The following is a 24,132-nucleotide window of genomic DNA, read 5'->3' on the forward strand; positions in this document are numbered from 1 at the left end:
AAAAATCAGAAAGGAAAACAACAATGACAATAAAATATGTTATCCTAGCAGCGGAGATATTTTTTCTGCTGATCTTCATCGCACCATTACCGATACTTAATGCTGGAAATGTGGCAGGTATCGGATTTTTCACGCTTATGATAGCTGCCACAGTGGCTCATCGCCAGTTTTTCAAGCTGCTGAAAACTATGTGGGCTCACATGTGGGGCAAAGGTATAATAATTGCTGTGAGCCTGTTCCTGATCGTAGGATTCACCTATGTGGGGATACTTTCCTTTAAGATGTATAAAGCTCAGACAAATGAACCGAAAGATACCGAGCTGATAATCGTTCTCGGCTGTAAGGTAAAGGGCGAAAGACCTTCTCGTATGCTTCGTTACCGACTTGATGCCGCATATGAAGCTATGCAGAAAAATCCCGACGCCCTTGTAGTTCTTTCCGGTGGAAAAGGCAGTGATGAAAAGATTTCGGAAGCTGAGTGTATGCGCAGATATCTGATAGAAAAAGGTGCAGACGAAAGCCGACTTATTATGGAGGATAAGTCTACCACAACATTTGAAAATATCAAGTTTTCTTTTGCTATAACCGATAAACTAGGCTGCGGCAGAGATATCACCATAGTCACCGATGGATTCCATCAGTACCGCGCAAGCCTTATTGCAAAGCAGGAGGGTGCCAATAATGTGACTGCTTATTCTGCCAACACCCAGCCCAAATATATCGCGACCTACTGGGTTCGTGAATGGCTTGGACTTACTCATTTTTTTGTATTCGGAAACTGATAGAAAAAATCAAGTCTCCTGCGGGATCAGCGCAGGAGACTTGTTGCATTTTTACTGTATCAGGCTGCCTTTTTATGCTTTATGTTGCTTACGGTGTTTGAAAGAACGTTCTTGCAGTGTACACCGAATTCCAGCATAGCAGCATATTTATCTATCATAACGATAACGTAGGATTCTGCATATTTTGGCAGTTTAACTGTCAGCGGCCACATATGCTTGATTATCATGTCTTGCTCGATCTTGCCCAGTTCAAAATGTTCCTTGGCATTTTCAAGGGCTATCCTTGGGTGTGTAAAGCCATGGGGCAGCTCTCCTTTTTTCCTTGGCTCATCGCGCCAGTCATACAGAAACAGATCATGGAGCATACCGGCTCTCGCAGCGGCTTTCGCGTTCAGACCAAGCTTTTTGCAGACGATATAGTTATAATACGATACATTAAGACAATGCTGGTAACAGGTAGTGCTGTAGTGGTGTCTGAATTTCTTCATCTCACTAACTACTTCATTGTCAAGCAGATCCTTGACATATTCAAAATACTCTCTGCTCTCCTTCGAGGTCTCAACGGAATATCTTGAACCCATTGCTTTGGACATCGGCATTCCCTCTTTTCTTTATCTGACATTAATCATTATGTGTTTGTTTTGTGATAAGAACTAATTCATAGTTCTTATTGTAATTATAACGCATTTTTATATGATTGTCAATAGTCAGATATTACAAGTTGGTTAACATTTTAGTTTGTTGTAATTAACTACTTTGGATATTTTACTTTATACTTTGCATAAAAGCCTGGCTGTGTCCAATATTCCAGCTTGTCAAGTATCTCGGCTTTGGATCTTGACGAGAAGACCTCCAGTGGTCTTTCATAGGGTGCTTCCCTTTTTGTATCCACCAGATAAATCTTGTAGCTGCCGTTTATATCGCCATAACGATACCAGCCTAGGTCGATAAGCAGATTATCGTTTTCAAGCTGTAAAAGATCTTCACACAACTCGTAGGAATATTCTTCACCGTCGCAGGCAGGGTCATATTCCGAAAAATTGTTATACGCAACTTTCCAGCCTGCGCATAACCTCAAAGGCTGCAAACGAAATTCTTTCATCTTACCTCTCCGATATCAGTAGTATTTTTTGTCAAAAAATTCAGGGACGTACTTGTCCTCGGCGGCACTTCTCTGCTGGAAAAATCCGTCAAATCCGCAGCCTTCCACAAGGCTGCAAACGTACTCATATTCAAATGTGGAAGTCCTGCGTGAAAGTGCCTTGATATCCTTTGCCTTGTACATCGGCACATACTGGCTCATAAGGCTGATAAGAATTTCATTTGGAGCAAAATTATCAGCCAGCCACCCGATTATCTTAGCCGAATCATGACGGCAGCCGGGCAGTACCAGATGTCTTACGATAACTCCCCTTTTCATAATGCCTTTTTCATCAAACTTAGGCGCACCAACAAGCTCATGCATCTTTATCAGAGCTCTGGAAGCACGTTCAAAATAATCTGCCGCTCCCGAATAATCAGCCGAGAGTTTGTCCGAATAATATTTTAGGTCGGGAAGGAAAATATCTACTTTGCCCCTCAGCATTTCAAGAGTTTCAAGGCTTTCATAACCGCCGCTGTTGTAAACGATCGGTATGGTCAGCCTGTCCCCTGCTATGCCAAGTGCTTCGATTATCTGGGGGACGTAAGGTGCGGCAGTTACAAGATTTATGTTGTGAGCGCCCTTTTCCTGAAGCATAAGAAATGTCTCAGCAAGCTCATCAACCGTAAGTTCAAAACCCTTTCCCTCAGCGGAGATCTCATGATTCTGACAAAAACAGCACTGCAGATTGCACCCCGAGAAAAACACAGTTCCCGAGCCGTTGGTTCCGCTTATGGGAGGTTCTTCCCACATATGCAGGTCTGCCCGTGCGATCTTTATATCAGAACCCGCACTGCAGAATCCTTTTTCTCCTGAAAGTCTGTCTGCCCCACATTTACGGGGGCAGAGCATACATTTGTTCAATATATTCATATTACTCATTTTTCGTTAAGGTCAATGTAAAAGCCGTAAGCTACTTCTTGTCCTTTGTATTCAAGATCGACTGTTATATACGCGCCGTCAGAAGTTTTATCACATAATAGCTTAGGATTCATGTTTGATCTGTCGCCGATGCAGTAAATTAAATTGTCCGACATGAATCCTTCATAGTAGCTGATATCATTACCGTCAGAATCAACACTCTGAAGGTAAATGCCTTTGATATCCACATCGCCGCTTTCCAGGCATCTGTGATCGGAATATTCAAATTCCAAAGTAAGATTTACCACATAGAGTTCGCGTGGATCAAATTCGGTACTTTCAACCCAATCATCGTTTTCAAAATAGAATAGATTTTTTTTCTGGAAAGAATTAATGGTTTCGTCGTCTGACATTATTTCACTGATTGTGTACTCTGTCAGAAATGCATCAATATCGCAGTCAACTGTTTTTACACCCTCTAAAGAATTTTCCCTGTCGATCTCGTATTTTTTCTTTTCAGAAGCGGTGGAAGATACTGACGTATCGGAAACAGCGCCTTCAAGTTTTTCCTTAATGGTGTTTATCAGTTCGGGATCGTTCTTCAATATCATACCTAAGGTTATCAGTATTATAAGGGGTATGGCGCATCCCTTGCCGCAGCCGCCGGGTTTCTGGGCGGCTTTTCCATTATTGGGATTATATACATTTTGTGGTGTTTTATACTGCGGTCTGTTGTAGGACTGCCTTGATGGAGTAGCCTCAACGTTGATATCGCCGCCGTTCTTGCGCTCATACCTCGCCGCTTCAACACGGTTTTCCTCGCGTCTTTCCTCTCTCAGAAAATCTGCTTTGCCGTCCTTGAAAGTATCACTTCTCACAAAACGGTTGTCAGGAAAATAGCTGTCATCATACTGTTGATGACTGTGTTCGTCTTCACCGAAAATACCGCAGGATATATCCTCTTCGCGGGCTGTAAGGCATTCGGGACAAATCTGTTCGTCCTTGTCTTTGAATCTGTATCCGCAGAATCTGCATTTGTAATTCATACTATTGCCGACCTTTCTTAGTCTATCTGTTCACCCACATAAGCTCGTATCCGCTCTTTACAGGTACGCAAGACTTACAGTAGCTGTACTTCCCTGCCAGATTTGCAGCAGCTTCCACAGCAAAGCTTTCCTTTTCAAAAATGCCGAAAACAGCTGAGCCGCTTCCCGTCATAAGAGTATTCATTGCACCTGCTTCTTTAAGGTCTTGCTTTGCCTGCGCTATCTCCGGCATATCCATAACAGCTTCAAACACGTTGAAGAGGTAAATGCTTGTGGAGAAGACATTTCCCGATGCAAGGGCTTTGAGGAAATAGTCTAGATTACTTCTTGGGGGCGACTTCATCAGGTCATAGCGCTTGTAAGCTTCGGGAGTAGAGATACTGACATCGGGCTTGACAATAACAAAAGCGCAGTCCGGAGACGGCAGTTTGTTTGTTATCTCACCTATCCCCTGACAAAGCCTTGTTCCGCCCCTGATGCAGAAAGGTACATCAGCCCCTAGCTTAGTGCCCATCTCGCATAGTTCGTCTTCATCTTTCAGCGTGCAGAAAAATGTGTTCATTGCTTTCAGCATAGCGGCACAGTCAGCGCTTCCGCCGCCCATGCCAGCCTGTGACGGAAGATTTTTCTCGACCTTGACTATAAGCTTTCCGCCATAAGTTATGCCCGTCTGCTCCTTGAAAACATCAGCCGCTTTCCAGATAAGATTACTGCTGTCAAGTGGAAAGCCCTCCTTGTTGCAGATTATCTCCATGCCCTCAGGGGCTGTGCTATCTATGGACAATTCAAGGGTATCATAAACGCTGACGCTCTGCATAACGGTGTTGAGCATATGGTAGCCGTCATCGCGTCTGCCGATTATATCCAGCAGAAGATTGACTTTTCCGTATGCCTTGACTTTTATATTATCATAAAGTGCCATTTTTAAGCTCCTCTAAAAACTCTCCGATGCGCTTGATAGCTTCTCTCAGATGGCTGAGGGAGTATGCGTAGGATACACGCACGAAGCCCTCGCCGCATTCGCCAAAAGCGTTGCCGGGTACAACTGCGACTTTTTTGCTGTAAACCAGTTTTTCGCAGAAATCACTGCTGGAAAGCCCCGTGCTTTTAATGCAGGGGAAAACGTAGAACGCGCCCTGGGGTGTAAAGCAGTCAAGACCCAGTTTGTTGAATGCGTCAACCAGATAGCGCCTGCGCATATCGTATTCATCTCGCATTTTTACAATATCCTCATCACATTCCCTTAGAGCTGTTATAGCCGCGAACTGGCTCACCGTCGGTGATGACATTATTGCGTACTGGTGCAGTTTCAGCATCTGTGAAGTAAGCTCTCTGGGTGCGGCTGCGATACCTAGTCTCCAGCCTGTCATTGCGTAAGCTTTGGAAAATCCGTTTATAACTATAGTCCGCTCTCTCATATCCGGCAGTGATGCAAATGAAACGTGCTTGCCGCTGTATGTAAGCTCGGAGTATATTTCATCGGACAGTACCAGAATATTTGTGCCGCGCAGAACATCTGCGATCTCTTCAAGATCTTCCCTGCGCATGATAGCACCAGTGGGATTGTTGGGATAAGGCAGAACCAGAAGTTTTGTCTTGTCGGTGATCTTGCTGCGCAATTCTTCGGCAGTAAGGCGGAATTCGTTTTCAGCCTTGGTCTCAATAGGGACGGGGACTCCCCCGCTAAGTGTAACTATGGGGCAGTAACAGACAAAAGAGGGCTGAACTATAAGTACCTCGTCACCTGCTGTTACAATCGACCTGATACAAAGATCGATGCCCTCAGAACCGCCGACGGTAATTATGATCTCATCATTGGGATCGTAATCCACACCTATGCGGTCGCTGAAATATCGGGAAGCTTCCTTTCGGAGATCGGCAAGACCTGCATTTGCTGTATATGAAGTCCTGCCCTTTTCCAGAACATTAATCGCTTCACGTCTTACCACCCAGGGTGTCTTGAAATCGGGTTCGCCAACGCCAAGGGATATAACACCTTCCAGCTGCTGAGCGATGTCGAAAAACTTTCGTATGCCAGAGGGCTTCATGTTCACGATGGCAGGCGAAAGTACCTTGCTATAATCTATCATGGGAACATCAGTCCTCTCTCATCTTTTTCATTAGCGGTAACGGATATGCCGTTGACCTTGTAGCTTCTCAGCAAGAAGTGGGTTGCGGTGGACTGTACGGCATCTATGGCGGCAAGATTCTCTGCTACAAAGCGGGATACCTCTCGGATATTTGTGCCTGTTACAGATACCAGAATATCATAAGCTCCCGACATCAGTCGTACCGATTCAACCTGTTCGTAGGCGGCTATGGACTTTGCTATATCATCGTAGCCCGACTGGGACTGTGGAGTAACTTTCAGCTCTATAAGCGCGGTAACGGAATTAGGATCGTAAACAGCTTCATCGACGATGGCGGTGTAGCCTGTGATGATGCCGTCTTTTTCCAGCTTTTCTATCTCCGCGGCGACTTCAGCCTCAGTCTTACCGAGCATTACAGCAAGCTCGGCATTTGTCAGCCTTGCGTTTGACTTCAGAAGATTAAGCAGTTTTTCCATAAGTAGACCTCCTTCTTGGAAACAGGCACAAAATGCTCAAACAAGCATTTTCGTCCTTTTGAATATATTTATATTGATGATAATATGCTATTTAACGGCCTTCAAGCTCTTCACAAAGAGCGACAAAATCTTCGTACACGGTGATCGTCTGTAAATATCTGAAATCCAGAATATATCCCGATGCACGGTGTTTCAGAAAATCAGCATCCCATAGTGGAACGGAAACGAAACCATTTTTGTAATCATATTTCAGCGGCTCGAATTTATCGATATTTGCACGGAAATACTTGACCTTGGCACCACAGAGCTTGTTGATGCGAAACAGAAGTCCCAGCACATCATTTTTCTCATAGAAAGAATCCTTGAAGATCAGATGTTTGTGGGAATTTTCTCTATCCGAATACCATGCGTTGTTTTCATGAATAAGATGGTACTTTTCGATCAGAAGCTGCTTATCGTCCATATTCACTCACCCGTATATAAAGATAAAAGGCAGCACCGCCTATACGGTACTGCCTTAATTATAACATAGTACAATTCAATTGTCAATCAGCAGAACTGCCGCCTGCGGTGACATTACTTGAAATACTTTACGCCGCTCTCGAACAGCTTCTGATCCTTTGCACCGGGAACGTTGATGCATACACCGTTGCCCATTCTCTCGGAGTGACCCATCTTGCCGAGTACTCTGCCGTCGGGTGATGTGATACCCTCGATAGCGTCGAAAGAGGTGTTGGGGTTGCAGTGGATATCGAAGGTGGGCTCACCGTCGAAGTCAACATACTGGGTTGCTATCTGACCGTTTGCCGCCAGCTTTGCGATTTCCTCGGCGGAAGCAACGAAACGACCCTCGCCGTGAGAAATTGCGATGCTGTGGATATCATCAACTTCGCAAGCAGCCAGCCAGGGCGACTTGTTTGAAGCGATACGTGTATTTACCATCTTAGACTGGTGTCTAGCGATGGTGTTGAATGTAAGCGTAGGAGAATCATCGCGCATATCAACTATCTCGCCGTAAGGTACAAGACCCAGCTTTACAAGTGCCTGGAAACCGTTGCAAATACCCAGCATCAGACCGTCGCGGTTCTTCAGCAGATCGTGGATAGCATCAGTCAGCTTGGGATTGCGCAGGAATGATACGATGAACTTACCGCTTCCGTCAGGCTCGTCACCGCCGCTGAAACCGCCGGGCAGCATAACTATCTGAGACTGCTTGATCTTATTTTCCATAGCGTCAACAGATTCTTTGATAGCCTGCTCAGAGAGGTTTCTTACTACGAATATCTCAGCCTCTGCGCCTGCCTTTTCAAACTGTCTTGCGGTATCGTACTCGCAGTTAGTGCCGGGGAATACAGGGATAAGAACCTTGGGCTTAGCCACTTTGATAGCGGGAGCTTTTCTCTCATCAGCCTTGAAGCTGTACTTGTTGGGCTTCTCAGCAGGTTCCTTAACGTGTACGGGATAAACAGGCTCCAGCTTCTTCTCCCAGAGATCCTGTATCTTTTCGAGGTCAATGGTATAACCGTTGTTCTCGATGGTGTAAGCCTGAGTTGTCTCACCGATAACTCTTTCAGCTGTCTGAACACCGTGAGCAAGCTCGATAACGAAGCTGCCGTAGCAAGCACGGAAGAGTTCAGCGGAACTTACCTTATCAGTGAACTTGAAACCTATCTTGTTACCGAATGCCATCTTGGCAACAGCTTCGGAAACACCGCCGTAAGCAACAGACCAGCAAGCAAGTACATTGCCATCGGCTATCATCTTCTCAACCTTCTCGAATACCTTTTTCAGGCTGTCAAACTTAACGATGTTGTTTTCATCGTATTCAGGCTTGATGAGTATAACTCTTGAACCTGCCTTCTTGAATTCCTGAGAGATGATCTTATCGGTTTTAGCAGTGGAAACTGCGAAAGAAACCAGCGTAGGAGGAACATCGATGTTCTCAAATGTACCTGACATGGAATCCTTACCGCCGATAGAACCGCAGCCAAGTTCGATCTGAGCCTTATATGCACCAAGCAGAGCGGAGAAAGGCTTGCCCCATCTGGAAGGATTGTTCTGAGTTCTCTCGAAATACTCCTGGAAAGTCAGCCAGCAATGCTTGTAGGAACCGCCGGTTGCGACTACCTTAGCCACAGACTCAACTACTGCGGACATAGCGCCGTGGTAGGGGCTTACACTGGACAGGAATGGGTTGAAGCCCCAGCCCATGATTGAAGCAGTGGTGGTCTCACCGTTGAGTACGGGGAGTTTGCAAGCCATAGCCTGTGTGGGAGTATTCTGATACTTACCGCCGTAGGGCATCAGCACTGTGCCTGCGCCTATGGTGGAGTCAAATCTTTCAACGAGACCCTTCTGCGAGCAGATATTCAGGTTTGATATCATAGCTTCCCAGCGGTCTGCATTATCCTCACCGCCGTCATCATTTGCGAATACGGGGGTGGGCACTTCAATATCGGTGTGCTTCTCGGCACCGTTGGAGTTGAGGAACTCTCTGGACAGGTCTACGATGGTGTTGCCGTTCCAGTTCATTCTCAGTCTGGGCTCTTCGGTTACTCTTGCTACCATTGTAGCTTCCAGGTTTTCCTTTGCAGCCTCAGCCATGAACTTTTCAAGGTCTTCCTTGGCGATGACAACTGCCATTCTCTCCTGAGATTCGGAGATAGCAAGCTCTGTACCGTCAAGACCGTCATACTTCTTGGTAACGAGGTCGAGGTTGATCTGAAGACCGTCAGCCAGCTCGCCGATAGCAACGGATACACCGCCTGCACCGAAGTCATTGCAGCGCTTTATCATAGCTGTAACTTCAGGATTTCTGAACAGTCTCTGGAGCTTTCTTTCCTCGGGTGCATTACCCTTCTGAACCTCAGCACCGCAGGTTTCAAGAGAGTGCAGGGTGTGGGACTTGGAAGAACCTGTTGCACCGCCGCAGCCGTCACGGCCTGTTTTGCCGCCCAGCAGTATAACGATATCCTCGGGGGCAGGTCTTTCACGTCTTACATTGGAAGCGGGAGCTGCGCCTATAACTGCGCCGATCTCCATACGCTTAGCAACGTAGCCGGGGTGATAGATTTCGTTTACATGACCTGTAGCAAGTCCGATCTGGTTGCCGTAGGAGGAATAACCGTTTGCAGCGCCTACTACCAGCTTTCTCTGGGGCAGCTTGCCTGCGATGGTATCCTCAACAGGAACAAGAGGATTGCCTGCGCCAGTTACACGCATAGCCTGATATACATAAGAACGACCCGACAGCGGATCTCTGATTGCTCCGCCCAGACAAGTAGCAGCACCGCCGAAAGGCTCGATTTCGGTGGGGTGGTTGTGAGTTTCGTTCTTGAACATCAGCAGCCAGTCTTCGTCAACACCGTCTACATCCACCTTGATCTTTACGGAGCAAGCGTTAATCTCTTCGCTCTCGTCAAGGTCTTTCAGCAGACCTGCCTTTTTAAGCTGCTTTGCACCGAAGCAGGCAAGATCCATAAGTGTGATGGGCTTGTCTGTTCTGCCTGCATAGAGGTCTTTTCTTGCATTTATATAATCGGTAAAGGTAGCTGCGATATAATCGGGCTCGATAGAAACATTATCAACGATTGTCGAGAATGTTGTGTGACGGCAGTGATCAGACCAGTAGGTATCGATCATTCTGATCTCAGTGATGGTGGGATCGCGGTTCTCCTGTTCCTTGAAATACTTCTGGCAGAACTTGATATCATCAAGATCCATAGCAAGACCAAGGTCTGCAAGCATAGCCTTGAGGTCGTCCTCAGAAGAATCGATGAAGCCGTTTACAGTATCAACAGTTGTGGGGATATCGTACTTGATATCAAGAGTTTCAAACTCATCAAGAGAAGCTTCTCTCGACTCAACAGGGTTTATCATGTACTGCTTGATCTGTGCAAGCTCCTCATCGGAAAGGGTGCCGCTTACTATGTAAATGCGTGCGGACTTGATAACGGGTCGCTTGCCCGCAGTCAGCAGTGAGATACACTGCGCACATGAATCAGCTCTCTGATCGAACTGACCGGGAAGATATTCAACTGCGAATATCTGCTCGTCCTCACCAACAGCGGGAAGATGATCATAGGTAACATCTACCGCGGGTTCGGAAAATACCACGGGGATAGCGAGTTCAAAATCCTTAACTGGCAGACCCTCGGCGTCATAGCGGTTTATAACGCGCAGACCTTTGAGGTTTTCAAGACCCAGTGCAGATTTGATACCGCCAAGCAGCGAATCAGCTTCAACTGCAAATTCCGGCTTTTTTTCTACATAAATTCTGTATACTGACATATCAGCAGCTCCTTTACAGATTAATTTATACAAAATGTATCCATGTAAAATATATTATACTACATCTTGGGGGTCTTTGTCAATGACTTAATTATTAAACATTGACTTATACGGAAAAATGTTATATAATGTAAGCAAGAGTCACGGAGCAGATTGTGATTTGAGAATGTCAGCTGAAAGCTCTGTGATCTGCACTGAAAGGGCTTTACCCGCAAACGGAGGTAAGTAAAAATGACGGATTTTAATCGTATTCTCAAACAGATAAGAAGCCTTGTGATATTCAAAGAACTTCGCAAAAACGACGTTATCACCGATATGATACAGACGATGATAAGCATTTGTGAGGAAAACACAGAGATGGCTGTAGAGTGGTACTGCGATATGTGCGGCGACCTTTACAAGTCGGGCGACGACCTTACTGAATACATCATGAAGATAATCCTGGAAGACGAGAACCTTTTTATACTCAAAAAGGGCGAGGGGCTTGAAACCGGGACTATGCTGGATAACTGTCTTGCAAACGAGCTTGCTTTTCTGGAAGAACTGGCAACTATCCCCAGCAGTGAGTTCATTGGTAGAATAAACTATGACGGTTTCCTGCCCGAATACAGGATCAGTCCCAGAGATTTTTCCCAGATATATGCTCAGCGTGTGCATGAGATCAAAAAGATCGGCTATGGCATATATTCTAAGTACAATATTTTCATAATCAAAGATGGTGTTATGACTCCTGTTGAGCACGCTGATCCTATAAGGCTCTCTCAGCTGCATAATTATGAGAATGAGCGCAGTCAGGTCATTGCTAACACCAAGGCTCTAATCGCGGGTAAACCTGCGAACAATGTTCTGCTTTACGGCGATTGCGGTACAGGTAAGTCTTCGACGGTAAAGGCTATCGCAAACGAATTTGCGTGTGATGGTCTGAGACTTATCGAACTGAAAAAGAAACAGCTCCATGAGATACCCAACATTGTGGAGACCATAAGCAAGAACCCGCTGAAATTTATTATTTTCATCGACGATCTGTCTTTCACCGAGGACGACAATGACTATGCGGCACTTAAAGCCATACTTGAAGGCAGCGTGGCTTCTACGGCATCTAATCTTGTGATATATGCTACATCGAACCGTAGGCATCTGGTACGTGAGACTTTTACTTCCCGTAAGGGCGACGAGATACATTTCAAGGATACCGTTCAGGAACTTCTTTCACTTTCTGACCGATTCGGTCTGACGGTAACTTTCCAGAAACCTGACAAAAAGCTGTTCCTTGACCTTGTGAACAAGCTTGCAGATCAGTATGAGATCAGCTCAAGCCGTGACGAACTGGAGATAAAAGCTGAAGCTTTTGCACTCTCAAAGGGCGGACGTTCGCCCCGTGTTGCAAAGCAGTTCATTGAATATGTAAAGGGTACGGAAGAGTGATATTTCTTATATAATAAAAACGGCAGTTTCATTGGAAACTGCCGTTTTGGGTTCTGTGAAACTGTAAATTACTTAACAGTAACTGTTACAGCATTCTTGATAGGATCAGTTGTATTCCACTGACCATTAACTCTTGCAGCAATAGCTACCTTGTAGGTCATGCCGGGAGTCAGGTTCTTAGGAGTAATATAACTGTTTGTAGTAATGCTGGAAGTCTGAACTCTCCACTTACCTGCCAGGTATACAGCGATGCCGTACTTGTCAGCACCCTCTACCTTGTCCCAAAGGAACTGTATCTGGTGATACTGAGAGTTGTAATTTACCTTGATATTTGTAGGATAATTTGTCTTAACGGTCTGTCCGCCGCCCTGACCGCTGTAAACAGCCTTGACTGTAGCGTTCGAGCTTGTGAGCTTGACTTTTATAGTGCCCGAATTCTTGGAACCGCTTGTCAGCTGTGCACCGCTGATCTCCCAGTGGTCAAAGGAAACGCCTTCCTTTGGTGCAACTGTCAGAGTAAGGTCATAATCCTTGTGGTACTTGCCCGACCAACTGCTTATTGCGCCAAGTTTCAGAGTGTTGAGCTGTATCTCGCCTGAATTGCTACTGTTTTGCACGGTGAGAGTTGATGGTTCAGCGGAGAGTTTAGCAGCCTGACGGAGAGAACGCTCAGCGGGATCGAAACGCTGTCTGTAAAAGTTCACAATGGTGTTCCACTGGTTCTGATAAGACTGTGCATTATTGTTTGAACCAAAGCGCTTGAATGTATCAGCTGCCTGCTGGCTGAAATTATCAGAGTAGTACTTCGCCTTTTCAGCAACCCTGTTGGGCTCAAAGTTATAGTTTGCCAGATCCATCATGGTACGTGCGAAGTCCTTGGCGAACTGATCGTTTTTGAGGAGAGCGTTGAACATTTTGCTCACATCACTCTGATCCTGAGCAAGACGGCTGAAATTATCGTAATTTGCAGAAGTATTCTGGCTGCCATATAGTCCCTGACCGTACTCGGTATCAAAGAAGATCATGCGCCACTTGCCATCTGCATAAGGATTAGAGCTGTCGATAGTATTGGAGCGCCATGAAGCTATGTTACGCTTTGGCCAGTCCTGATTAGACCAGTAGATCTGCGAAGCGAAGTAATCCATAAAGCTTTGGATATCTATCTTTTCGCATATCTGTGCATAGCTGAGACTGCCGTTTGCAGCGCCCTGTACCAGGTTGTTCCAGTCCTGAAGATCGGAATCTGAGCCTTCCTCAAGTTCGCCTTCTTTAACCATAGCCACATCGCTTTTCTTTACACCGTAGTGATCGCTGATGTATGCATCATTCAGCTTTTCGCATATCTGATAGATACCCCAGAACTCGCCGTCGATGAAGACGATACACTCGCTCATTGCCTGATGAGCGCAGTCGCGGTCTGCAACAAGGCTCTGATTTAGAGAATCACGGAAGATAGCGTTGTTATTATCGTTGCCGCCGTCACGGAGAGAGATGGTGGTATAGCTCTTGATAGTCTTACCGTTCTTTGCCTTTACGGAAGTGCCGTCAAAGAAATCATAAGTCATTTCAGGAGCGCCGTAATCAAGTCTTGCGTAGATGTTGAAACTCTTCTGCGCGTTATGGCGTGAAGCACCGCCCTTGATGCGGATACCAACGTCCTGATCGATAACTTTCTTACCCTTATCGAAAACTGTCATGGTAGCAGGACGCTCCCACTCCTTGCCTGACTGGGTGTAGTTAGCTTCCATCTCCCATGGCTGCTTGAAGCTGAATCCTCCGCCTATTCCGCCGCCCCAGCCGGGCATACCTCCGGGGAAGCCACCTTGGTTTCCACCCTGATTGCCACCGGTGGAATTATCTTCAGCATAGTGCTTGCCAAGTACGTAGATACCTGTATCATAATTGAACAGGTTATCTGGGTCTGTTACAAGGGAAACTACCTTCATATCCTTGTAGTAGCCCGAATTTGTCTTGCCGACAAAATATGTTCTGGTGATGACATCACTTACACGGCCCTGAGAATCCACTGCAACTGCGCGGATGATGTTCGCTTTGTCAACAGGCGAAGAGGGTGGATTGTAGCTGTATGTAGAAATATTTCTCTCAGCACTGAGTTTGTTTGTGTTGTTGGATACATCGTTAAGTGTAAAGGGCGATGTGTATTTCTGGGAAGAAGTTGTAGGAACAGTACCGTCAGTTGTATAATAAACCGTTGTGCCTGAGGGTACCTGAATTGATACGGTCTTTCCTGCCTCATAGTAGCCGCTTTCAAGAGAGAAAGCAGGAGTAGCAACAGCCGCAGAACCTTGTGGAGCAACATTAGTTCTGCCCGGTGTGCAGGTAAGGTCAAAGAAATTGCCGCTGCCATCGGGGTACTGTCCGTATGAAGTATCAGAAGCTATGGAACCGAAAGTCAGGGTATCGGCGGCGTTGCCGTTTGCATCGGAGAGAGTGAGGGTCTCACCCGAACCTGACATACCGAAAGGCGCGATAGAAGTGTTGGTCTCCCCTGCTGTGCTGTCACAGTAGATCACAAGATAGGACTTCGCAGCGATCTTTGTGCCGTTGGGTATCTTGAACTTGAAAGGCTTGGTAGCCTTATCAGAAAGTCCCCAGCCTGACAGATCAACAGCAGAGTTGCCTGAGTTGTACAGCTCGACCCAATCATAGAAATTTCCGTCGGGAGCTGCAATAGTCGTGTTCTTTGAGCAGACCTCATTGATGGTTACACTGCTTGAAGCAGCGGAAGCAGGGATAAGTCCTGCATTCTGGCAGACTAGCCCCAGACAAAGTATGCCTGCGGCAGCCTTTCGACCTAAACGATGATTCATTGCAATTAACCTCCTTAGTAGGATCAATATTTGTTTGGTGTTTTAACAATTTGTATTATATCACATTTTATTGATTTTGTCAAGATATATAAAATTTATGCACAGTAGCATTCTGTTTTTTACGCAAAAAAGTCCCCGAAGCAATGAGCTCGGGGACAGTGTTTTTACTGTATTTTACGGTTATTTGATCATCTCCATAAATTCTTCCTCGGTGATGATCTTTATGCCTAATTGCTGTGCTTTTGTGAGCTTGCTTCCGGCTTCTTCACCTGCGAGGACGTAGTCGGTCTTCTTGGAAACAGAGCCGCTTGCCTTTCCGCCGAATTTCTCGATAAGCTCCTTGGCATCATTTCTTTTCAGCGTCGGCAGAGTTCCTGTGAGGACGAAGGTTTTGCCTGCAAAGCGGTCGTCATGCTGAACTTTTTCGTACTCGGTATTCACTCCGCAGTCTTTCAGGCGCTGTATAAGGGATATCATGTGCTCTTCATGGAAAGCGATGTAAACGCTCTGCGCCATTACATCACCGAAACCGTCGATCTCCGATATCTCCTCTGCCGTCGCTGACATTATGCTGTCAAGTCCACCGAATTTTGCACAGAGAAGTTTTGCCGATGCCTGACCGATATTCCTGATGCCGAGACCGAATATAAGTCTGTCAAGGGTGTTGGACTTGGATTTCTCTATGGCAGTAACAAGATTATGGGCTGATTTTTCCTTGAAGCTTTCCAGAGCCATAAGGTCATCTTCCTTGATGTGGTAAAGGTCAGCAACGGAAGAAATCAGTTCCTTATCCAGAAGCAGACGAACTATCTGAGGTCCGAGACCATCGATGTTCATGGCGCCCTTTGAGGCGAAGTGTACTATGCTTCTGAAGATCTGGGCGGGACATTCAACGTTGGGGCAGCGCACTGCTGCTTCGTCATCGGATCTTTCAAGCTTTGTATGGCAAACGGGACATTCATCGGGTAACATGAATGCACCCTCGGAATTTTTCTCCACTGAGCAAAGGACTTCGGGAATGATATCCCCCGCTTTGCGGACACGTATTGTGTCGCCGATATTGATGTTTTTCTCGATTATAAGATCCTGATTGTGCAGGGTCGCACGAGATACCTGAGTGCCTGCGAGAAAAACAGGTTCAAATACTGCAACGGGGGTCACTGCGCCTGTTCTGCCAACATTCAGTTCGATGTCAAGAAGCTTTGTATTCTTCTCTTCGGGCGGGAATTTGTATGCAACTGCCCACTTCGGAACTTTTGCGGTAGAACCGAGGACATCACGGTGCTTGAAATCATCGACCTTGATAACAACGCCATCGATATCATAAGGAAGCTCGAAACGGCTCTCCCCTATCTCGTTGATACGGTCGATTATTTCATCGGCTGTGGTCACCTGCTTGTAATCGGGGACGGTCTTGAAACCGAGCTCTTTCAGCATATCGAGAGACTGCTTGTGAGCGGTTATCTCTCTGCCCTCTATCTGCTGAACGTTGAATACAAAAATATCCAGCTTACGCTTGGCGGCTATTTTGGGGTCTTTCTGACGAAGTGAACCTGCTGCCGCATTTCTAGGATTTTTGAAAGGCTGTTCATCGTTATCTTCCTGCTCTTTGATAAGTTTCAGAAAGACATTTCTCGGCATATAAACCTCGCCGCGTACTTCTATCATCGGCAGTGTGCTGTCGATAGTAACAGGTATCGAGCGGACAGTTTTGAGATTCTCGGTTACGTTCTCGCCAACAAATCCGTCACCTCTGGTCGAACCAACAGTCAGCTGACCTTCATGGTATTCCAGTGAAACAGATAGACCGTCTATTTTGGGTTCAACTACAAATTTCGGGTCGCTGACACTTTCCCTTACTCTGTCAACGAAATCTCTGACTTCCTCAAAGGAAAAAACGTCCTGCAAAGAACCCATCTGCACTTTGTGGGTGACTTTTTCAAAACCGGATACAGCCTCACCGCCCACACGCTGAGTAGGGCTGTCAGGACGGATAAGTTCTGGATTTTCAGCTTCAAGTTTTTTCAGCTCGTTCTGGAGCATATCATAATCATAGTCGGAAATCTCGTTCCTGTCCTCAACATAATACAAATGTGCATGATAATTGAGAGTCTCAACAAGTTCATCTATGCGTTTTTTTGCGTTTTCTTTTTCAGACATTTTTCCTGCCGCCTTTCGATAAAGCTTTTGATTTAGTATAACATAATATCCCCGAAAAATCAAGGTTAAGATAATAACTATATTATTTTCGATATCAATTGACGTTTCTAGACGAGTGTGGTATAATTATATTTAAATTTCAAAATGATTTGATATTGAGAACAGAGAAGAAACATGATTGAAAAAGCACTTATAACGAGGTGACCAAAGTGAAATACAAATATACAAATGAAAACATACAAAAAACTGTACGGATGTATGCGATATGTTTCCGCATCACTATAGGTATGCTCCTGTTAGGTCTATTTTTGATAGCTTTGAGTATATACAGGACATATTCAGATATATACGTCGAAAGAAGGATAGATTTCGACAATATAGTACAGGATGATAAAACTATCTACACATACGAGATAACCGAACCACCTGTTGAGATATATGAGGGCTTTTATGCTGTTAGAACAGGTGAAGAATTGATCCTGATGACGAACATAGATGATGAAATTAAAGAACTGAATACGAACGGCTATGTCAAAGTAAAAGGTGTTGTGCGAGAAAATAAAAGTGATTTAGTATTATTTATCGATTCACTAAATTATTTTATCAATAAGGGCTATTCCAACAAGGAGAGCTCAAATTATTCTAGCTTTTATTTGTCTTGCGATAGAATAGATTTTAGAGATAAGTTGCAAAAAGATCATGGTGTCGGTATGGCATTCGGAATTTTTGTACTGGTTTTAGCGTTAATCTGGGAAGTGGTTTCGAAATCACGAAATGCTATTAAAAATCTGAGACCTGCCTGTGGAAGCGTCAGATACACCCACCAAGAGATAGATGATCAGGCAAATCTTCCTGCATCGGAATGGATAAAGGATAACGAAGTGTATATCACGCCGAAAATAGTTATTGGTACGAACATGGGTATTACGGCGGTGGAGTATACAGATATCAAAGAGATCTGTGTAAAGAAAACATCGCATACCAGATCCAAGCCGTCGAGAAAAACATACTACACATACAAAGTCATTGCTAAGACTGCGAATAATAAACGTCTGGTACTATGTGATAATGAGAAGATAGACTGGAAGTTAAAAGCAGCCATCATAGAAAAGTGCGGCAGTGATATCTGGACAGAGGATTAATAATATCAAATTGATCACACTATAAAATAGACAGATAAAAGACATTCCCCCGTGAGGTGAAAACACGGGGGAATGTCTTATAAGTTAGTAGGACGTGAAAAATGAGAAATTATCTGGATTTTCACTTGATAAGCTTTTTGCCCTTAACGTGTGCAGCTATCAGAGTGACATCGGTATTATTGACTTTTCCGTCACCGTTAATGTCTGCTCGTTCAAACTCTTCTTTTGTAAGAAGCTTTTTGCCCTTTGCATGAGCTGCTGCCTTCATCAGATCGGTTGTATTTATTTTACCATCGCCATTGACATCGCCCTTCTTGCGTGTTTTGGCTGTTACAGCTGCTTCGTCATCTGTCAGCTTCTTTAAGGTATCAGCATCTATCATTGCCTTCTGCTCATCTGTAAGTGAATCAAACAGCTTGCGTGCGTTAGCTACAGCTTCAGCATCATTCTTTGTGATCTTATCAGCTGCGGGAAGAGCGTTGATAGCTTCTGCTGCTGCATTAGCTGCTGCCTGATCTTCAGCTGCCTTCTTAGCTGCTTCAAGAGCTTCTTCAGCATCATCAAGCTTCTGCCTTGTGTCGCCGTCGACCATACCCCTCTGATCATCTGTCAGGGCATCAAATGCTTCGCGTACAGCTGCGATAGCATCAGCATCTTCAACGGTGACATCTTTTGCTGCGGGAAGTGCATTGATTGCCTGCTTAACCACATCTGCTGCAGCCTCATCTGCTGCTACCTTCTTAGCTGCTTCAAGAGCTTCCTCAGCATCTTCGAGTTTCTGTACGGTATCTTCATCTACCAGAGCCTTCTGATCGTCTGTCAGAGCATCATATGCCTGGCGAGCTGCTGCGATAGCATCAGCATTTTCTACCTTGACATCTTCAGCTGCGGGAAGAGCGTTGATAGCCTGTTTAACAGGATCTGCTGCTGCCTGATCTGCAGCAAGCTTCTCAGCTGCTTCAAGTGCTTCCTCAGCGTCTTCGAGCTTCTGTACGGTATCTTCATCTACCAGAGCCTTCTGATCATCTGTCAGAGCATCATATGCCTCGCGTGCTGCTTCGATATCGTCAGCATCTTCTACGGTAACCTTATCAGCATCGGGAAGTTCAGCGATAGCATCTGCTGCTGCTTTTGCTGCTGCCTGATCTGCTGCTGCTTTCTTAGCTGCTTCGAGAGCCTTCTCAGCATCTTCAAGCTTCTTAACTTCTTCTTCGCTTACGTTTTCTTTCTGCTCATCGGAGAGTGCATCGTAAGCTTCGCGTGCATCTGTTATAGGTCTTTCGTCTTCAACAGTTACGTTCTCGGGATCGGGAAGATCTGCGATGCGTTCTGATATCTCATCGGACTTGGGCTTAACGTACAGAACACCGGTGAGAGGATAAGCCAGACTGCCATCGTTAACTTCGATGGTGTAATCGCCAAGCTGGTCGATATTGTCGATGTTGATTACTCTGCACTGATCGGTGATATCTTTTCCGTTCTCATCGTATGCAGTGAAGTAATCATTAGGATCGATGGTCTCGCCATTGTCCATGTAAGCCTTATAAACTACAAGTCTGTCAAGCTTAGCATCTCTCAGAGTAAGAGGTTTATCATAAGTGAATGTGTAGTTATCGCCCAGTGCTTCAGCTATCTTGGTCAGATCAGCATTTGTGATGTGATCCCCATCCTTCTTGCCTGCCTTGATCGTGACAGTGCCTCCGGGATTTACTTCATTATTGATTATGCCGGTGTTATCATCAGGATTATCGGGATTAGCTTCACTTATCGTGTAATCAACGGCCGTATCGTTGTAACCGTTGACTTCAGGCAGACCAAACAGATTAACTATTACTTCTCTCTTGGAGATAGTAAACTCCTTGGAGTACTCTACAGCTTCGTTGTAGCTGTCAGCATTTGCTGTTACAACTGCTCTGTATGTACCTGCGTCCTTGGGTGCTTCATCGAAGGCTTCACCGAACTCGCCGGTCTTTTCGTCCTTCTTCTGATACTGTTTCTTGATATCAACATTTGCAACAGGCTCATTTACCTGATTGGTAACAGTTGCGGTGGGCTCGGTAACAGCTACGCCGTCGTAGATCTTGCTGATCATTTTGCCGACCTTGATGGTCATTGAACCGTTCTGGATGTACCACTTGAACTCAAGACCCTTATCACCTGCGGTGAAGTTCTTGCTGGTGGTATCGTCGGTAAGAACAGCTAAGTTCTTTTCGCCTACGATATTATCGTATCTTACGCCCTTTACGAAAGCTTCCTTGCCTGCGTGATCGTCGATAGTTCCGAGGGACAGTTCGTGGCTCTCGGGCTGTTCAGAATTCTTTACGCTGTAAGGAACAGTAACTGTAACGTTAGGAGTCTTTGTATAGGTATCAAACTTATACTCTGTATCAACGATGGAAACATTAGCCTTTGTCAGTTCGTAAGGAACTATTGTCAGGGTATCGAGCTTGACATCTTCTGTCTCCTCTTCAGGCTCATCTTCAATGACCTCTTCGCTCTCGCCGGGCTCTCCCTGTTCGGTACTCAGCATATAGTGAGGCTCTGCGAGTTCTTCCTGCTCTTCGGATTCTTCCTTGGGCAGTACCAGATAATAGTTATTATCAGCTTCGTTGTACTCAGCAAAGATTTGGCTGGGTACGAGTTTGTACTCGCCGACATTGTTTTTGCTTGCATCTTCAAAGTTGTAATTCTCAGCTGTGAAGATCAGACCGAAGTTGTACTCGCCGTTCTCAGGCTTATCCTTATCAACAACGCCGTCCTGGCTGTACAGAACATCGCTGTCCTTGATAAGCTCGCCCCATGTAATGGTGTTGGTATCGTTATCCTTGATGCCGTTGGGAGCTACAGTAACTTCCTTCTTGGCGATCTCGGTCTCGAAGTCCATTACCTTATCCTGATAGTTATCGGAAGTAATGGTGATAGTACCCTTCTGAGTGCCTGCGCTGGTGATATCATAATTCTCGTTCATATCTTCCAGCATCTTCTGATAAGCGTCCTGGGTGTATCTCGTGATATCAACTGTACGTTGTTCATCATCGATCTCAACCATTATAGTATAAGTTTCGTTTGCAAACCCTGATGAAGCACCGTTATATGATAACTTCCAAGCATATTTATTATCTCCATTAGATTTGCAGAATAAGCCGAGCAAACCATTAGTATCGATATATGAGTAATCGTTTATTTCATTATTAATTAGACTCTTAACATGCACCGTATACGTATAATTATCCGGCAGACGATATTGACCGTTATCAACAGGACCAAGCTTCTTATTGTTATCTGCAGATGTCAGATAATACATAACGCCGCTGGTTCCTGTTACTGTACCGGGCTCAAATTCGGTTACCTTACCCTTTACCTCGACCTTGATGTTGGAATCCTCCAGGGTGTCATCGGGATCGGTGAATGTGAAGTCGGTGTCGTCCAGAGCTTCTGCATCGTAAACTGTATCGGTTTTGGCGGCGAATGTTACATTGTTGGCAGCCTTTTCTATTCTCCACTTAACGGTAACTTCGTCAACGTAGTTTGCGGGAGGAGCTTCTTCGCCCTCGGGCTGAACAGCGGATATCTTGAATTCGTAGAACTCATTATCCTTGTTAGCGCCTGTCTTGCCTTCAACGGTGCTGGATATCTCCTCTTCGGTGAGTTCAACTACCTCGCCGTTAACGGTGTTCTTTACAACGATAACAGGCTTCTGCTCTTCCTTGTTGTATACGAAGGAATTCTCAGGCAGAGTGATGATGCCGTTTTCAACTTCCAGAGGAATGTATTTGTAATTACCCTGCTGCTCGTCAGATTCCTGCTGCTCGGGTTCGGACTGCTGTTCGTAAGATTCCTGCTGCTCGGATTCGGGCTGCTCTTCAGATGCTACCATCACTTCATCATCAGGTACCTGCAGGAAGAATTCGCAGTTTTCCACTGCGCGGGGTGCGTACTCAACTTCCTTGGTGATGGAGATAGGATATGTTTTGCCGCCGCATACAACATTGACGATAGCGGAAAGTTCATATGTGCCGAAATCGGTGAAATAATCCTGGGTAGTAGTCTTGCCTTTTTTCTTGATAGAGAGGCTGACGGGTTTAATATTGGTTATACCATTAGGCATCTGTTCAGGCATGATAACAACATCATCCGCCGTAGGCAGATCGCCGTAATAGTAAACTTCATCAGGCTTGAGCTGTGCTATCTCAACTGTACCAACGTCTTCGCCCTTCTCACCAGTACAATCAGCTACGATTATGTCGGGCTGTTTTTCGATATCAACATGAGGATTGCCGAATTCGTGAACGTGGAAGAATGTTACGGTCTCACCGGTTGCCAGTTCATCGGAATAAGTAGCTTCGTACTTATACTTATAAGTCTCGCCGTTATACTCATAACCGCCGGAAGTTGTGCTCTCTTTCAGCTGAACCTGGCTGATATCGCCTGCTATTGTCTGGTCGGAGTAGATAACAGAACCATCGGCAACATATGCATAAGGCAAGTCGCCCTTAACTGCAAACTTCTTGTTCTCTGCCATATTCTCGAATTCCAGATCAACGTTCTTTTCAGCTGTGAAAGTAGCGGTGATGCCTTCGGGGTATGGGTAATCAGGGAATGTTACGTGATATCTGTACAGATAGTTCTCATTATTTACGGTAAAGAAACCATCTTCAGGTATCTCTTTCACGCAGTCAACGAACCTGACAGGTGAATTTTGAAAGATTCTCTCATCGAGATCGATACGCTTCTTGGTGAATATATCAGCGTGCTCGGTAACGTATACGCTGTTATCGCCGTCATCTTCGGGAGTATCCATCTTTTCTACAACTACATAATCTGTATCTTCCAGATCTACGAATTCAAAATCGACCTTAGGTTCTTCGATAAAGGAAATGACTTCGTTTTCACCGAAAGTTGCCTGATCGATAACTCTCATTGTGCACTTGTACTTGAAATCTTCATAATCACCCTCTGTATCAGGATTCTTTTCAAAATCAAGAGTAGTATAGTCCTTGTCGGTTTTGAACTTCTTATTGGAATAGATAGTTACAACATCTCCGGGAGATACTTCAGTAACATTATCTACAACCGCATAGTCTTCACCTTCTACAAAACCACTGGGTGATAAAGTGGCTGTATTTACACCATTGGGGATATAATAGACAGTGTTGCCTCCATCCATATATTCGGAAATATCTGTTTCAGTTGCACTGAGGTGTAATATATGTTTTTCTGAGGGATCATACCAAAAAACATCGTAGTTACCCTCTAATTTTCTTACTATTACCAGGAAGTTTGAATCGGGACCGACCTCATTTAAGTGCCTATATGCCCAATCAAATGCATCACCTTCACTTGGGCAATACATCATTTTATCAAGATCAGAAATAGATTCTGCCTTTACATAATTGAGCACCTGCTCAACATCGATACAATTATTTTGAGCGTTATACTTAATCTTGAAAGTGTAGCCGTTCTCTGGAATGAAAGTAGATGTATATGGATTATTACCAGGATTAACATCAGCCTTGACATTACCCTGATCATCGACATATATGCTGGTAACACCAGCCCACCAGCTCCTATTAACAATATTAGACCCGTCAGAATAAAAGTCGATTTTTGTTTCAATAGAGAAGCGGCATTGATGTGTCGTACCTGTTAAATCTATCGACTCACCTTTTTTTAGTGTTACGCCATCAACAAGTTCGGGGCTGTTCTTGGTGTAGGTAGCTTCACTATTAATAGCCGCCGCTTTTATAGTGCTGCTGAAATCAACCAGTGGCTGCAGAGGCACAGCGCCGCCTACTACCAGAACCGCACATAAACCTGCAACTAACCTTTTTAGATCCTTAGATAAATTCCTTGCCATAATAATTTCACCTGTCCTTTCAATTTTTTTA

The 24,132-nt window shown here is 45.1% G+C and carries 15 protein-coding genes; 3 read left to right on the plus strand and 12 right to left on the minus strand.

All coding sequences use genetic code 11. The annotated features are described in order from the left end of the window. Window positions 1-23 precede the first annotated feature (23 nt). Window positions 24-782, plus strand: coding sequence for a YdcF family protein (locus tag BMY75_RS00665; protein WP_074828139.1), 759 nt, complete (start codon window positions 24-26; stop codon window positions 780-782). Window positions 783-841: 59 nt separating this feature from the next. On the opposite strand, the gene BMY75_RS00670 is transcribed toward BMY75_RS00665, so the two are convergent. The 9 genes from BMY75_RS00670 to BMY75_RS00710 form a co-directional block, all read right to left on the minus strand. Then, complete coding sequence (locus tag BMY75_RS00670) at window positions 842-1,375, minus strand: HD domain-containing protein (protein WP_074828143.1); 534 nt, start codon at window positions 1,373-1,375, stop codon at window positions 842-844. 158 nt (window positions 1,376-1,533) lie between these two features. Next, window positions 1,534-1,884: a hypothetical protein gene (locus BMY75_RS00675; RefSeq protein WP_074828146.1), complete on the minus strand. Its 351-nt coding sequence runs from the start codon at window positions 1,882-1,884 to the stop codon at window positions 1,534-1,536. A gap of 15 nt (window positions 1,885-1,899) precedes the next feature. Next, window positions 1,900-2,796: a radical SAM protein gene (locus BMY75_RS00680; protein WP_347499898.1), complete on the minus strand. Its 897-nt coding sequence runs from the start codon at window positions 2,794-2,796 to the stop codon at window positions 1,900-1,902. 5 nt (window positions 2,797-2,801) lie between these two features. Then, window positions 2,802-3,830, minus strand: coding sequence for an FmdB family zinc ribbon protein (locus tag BMY75_RS00685; RefSeq protein ID WP_074828154.1), 1,029 nt, complete (start codon window positions 3,828-3,830; stop codon window positions 2,802-2,804). Between the two features lie 22 nt (window positions 3,831-3,852). Further along, window positions 3,853-4,752, minus strand: coding sequence for a 4-(cytidine 5'-diphospho)-2-C-methyl-D-erythritol kinase (gene ispE, locus BMY75_RS00690; protein WP_074828157.1), 900 nt, complete (start codon window positions 4,750-4,752; stop codon window positions 3,853-3,855). Next, the gene (locus BMY75_RS00695; protein WP_170844227.1) at window positions 4,739-5,920 is read right to left on the minus strand and encodes an aminotransferase class I/II-fold pyridoxal phosphate-dependent enzyme; all 1,182 of its coding nucleotides are present in this window, start codon (window positions 5,918-5,920) and stop codon (window positions 4,739-4,741) included. The genes ispE and BMY75_RS00695 overlap by 14 nt, the downstream gene beginning before the upstream one ends. Further along, window positions 5,917-6,396 carry an Lrp/AsnC family transcriptional regulator gene (locus BMY75_RS00700; RefSeq protein WP_074828162.1) on the minus strand — a complete coding sequence of 160 codons (480 nt, stop codon included), beginning with the start codon at window positions 6,394-6,396 and terminating at the stop codon, window positions 5,917-5,919. The genes BMY75_RS00695 and BMY75_RS00700 overlap by 4 nt, the downstream gene beginning before the upstream one ends. 91 nt (window positions 6,397-6,487) lie before the next feature. Then, window positions 6,488-6,859 (minus strand): hypothetical protein, encoded by a 372-nt coding sequence (locus BMY75_RS00705; protein WP_074828166.1) that lies wholly within the window; start codon window positions 6,857-6,859, stop codon window positions 6,488-6,490. A 113-nt stretch (window positions 6,860-6,972) separates the two neighbouring features. Then, complete coding sequence (locus tag BMY75_RS00710; RefSeq protein WP_074828168.1) at window positions 6,973-10,686, minus strand: phosphoribosylformylglycinamidine synthase; 3,714 nt, start codon at window positions 10,684-10,686, stop codon at window positions 6,973-6,975. Between the two features lie 231 nt (window positions 10,687-10,917). On the opposite strand from BMY75_RS00710, the gene BMY75_RS00715 reads away from it, so the two are divergent. Beyond that, window positions 10,918-12,111 (plus strand): ATP-binding protein, encoded by a 1,194-nt coding sequence (locus tag BMY75_RS00715; protein WP_074828172.1) that lies wholly within the window; start codon window positions 10,918-10,920, stop codon window positions 12,109-12,111. A 68-nt stretch (window positions 12,112-12,179) separates the two neighbouring features. Here BMY75_RS00715 and BMY75_RS00720 read toward each other — a convergent pair whose 3' ends face one another. After that, entirely contained in the window at window positions 12,180-14,942 is a 2,763-nt protein-coding gene (locus BMY75_RS00720; RefSeq protein ID WP_074828174.1) for a CotH kinase family protein, read from the minus strand. Between the two features lie 180 nt (window positions 14,943-15,122). Next, window positions 15,123-17,102, minus strand: a complete 1,980-nt coding sequence (gene ligA, locus BMY75_RS00725; RefSeq protein ID WP_074828176.1) for an NAD-dependent DNA ligase LigA — start codon at window positions 17,100-17,102, stop codon at window positions 15,123-15,125. Between the two features lie 209 nt (window positions 17,103-17,311). On the opposite strand from ligA, the gene BMY75_RS00730 reads away from it, so the two are divergent. Next, a complete protein-coding gene (locus tag BMY75_RS00730; protein WP_074828179.1) occupies window positions 17,312-18,244 on the plus strand; it encodes a hypothetical protein in 933 nt (310 codons plus the stop codon). A gap of 121 nt (window positions 18,245-18,365) precedes the next feature. Here the strand turns inward: BMY75_RS00730 and BMY75_RS18330 are convergent, their stop codons facing one another. Beyond that, window positions 18,366-24,101: a dockerin type I repeat-containing protein gene (locus tag BMY75_RS18330; RefSeq protein WP_074828184.1), complete on the minus strand. Its 5,736-nt coding sequence runs from the start codon at window positions 24,099-24,101 to the stop codon at window positions 18,366-18,368. Window positions 24,102-24,132: the final 31 nt, after the last annotated feature.

The sequence above is a fragment of the Hominimerdicola alba genome (assembly GCF_900109655.1).
GTDB classification, from domain to species: Bacteria; Bacillota; Clostridia; order Oscillospirales; family Ruminococcaceae; genus Hominimerdicola; species Hominimerdicola alba_B.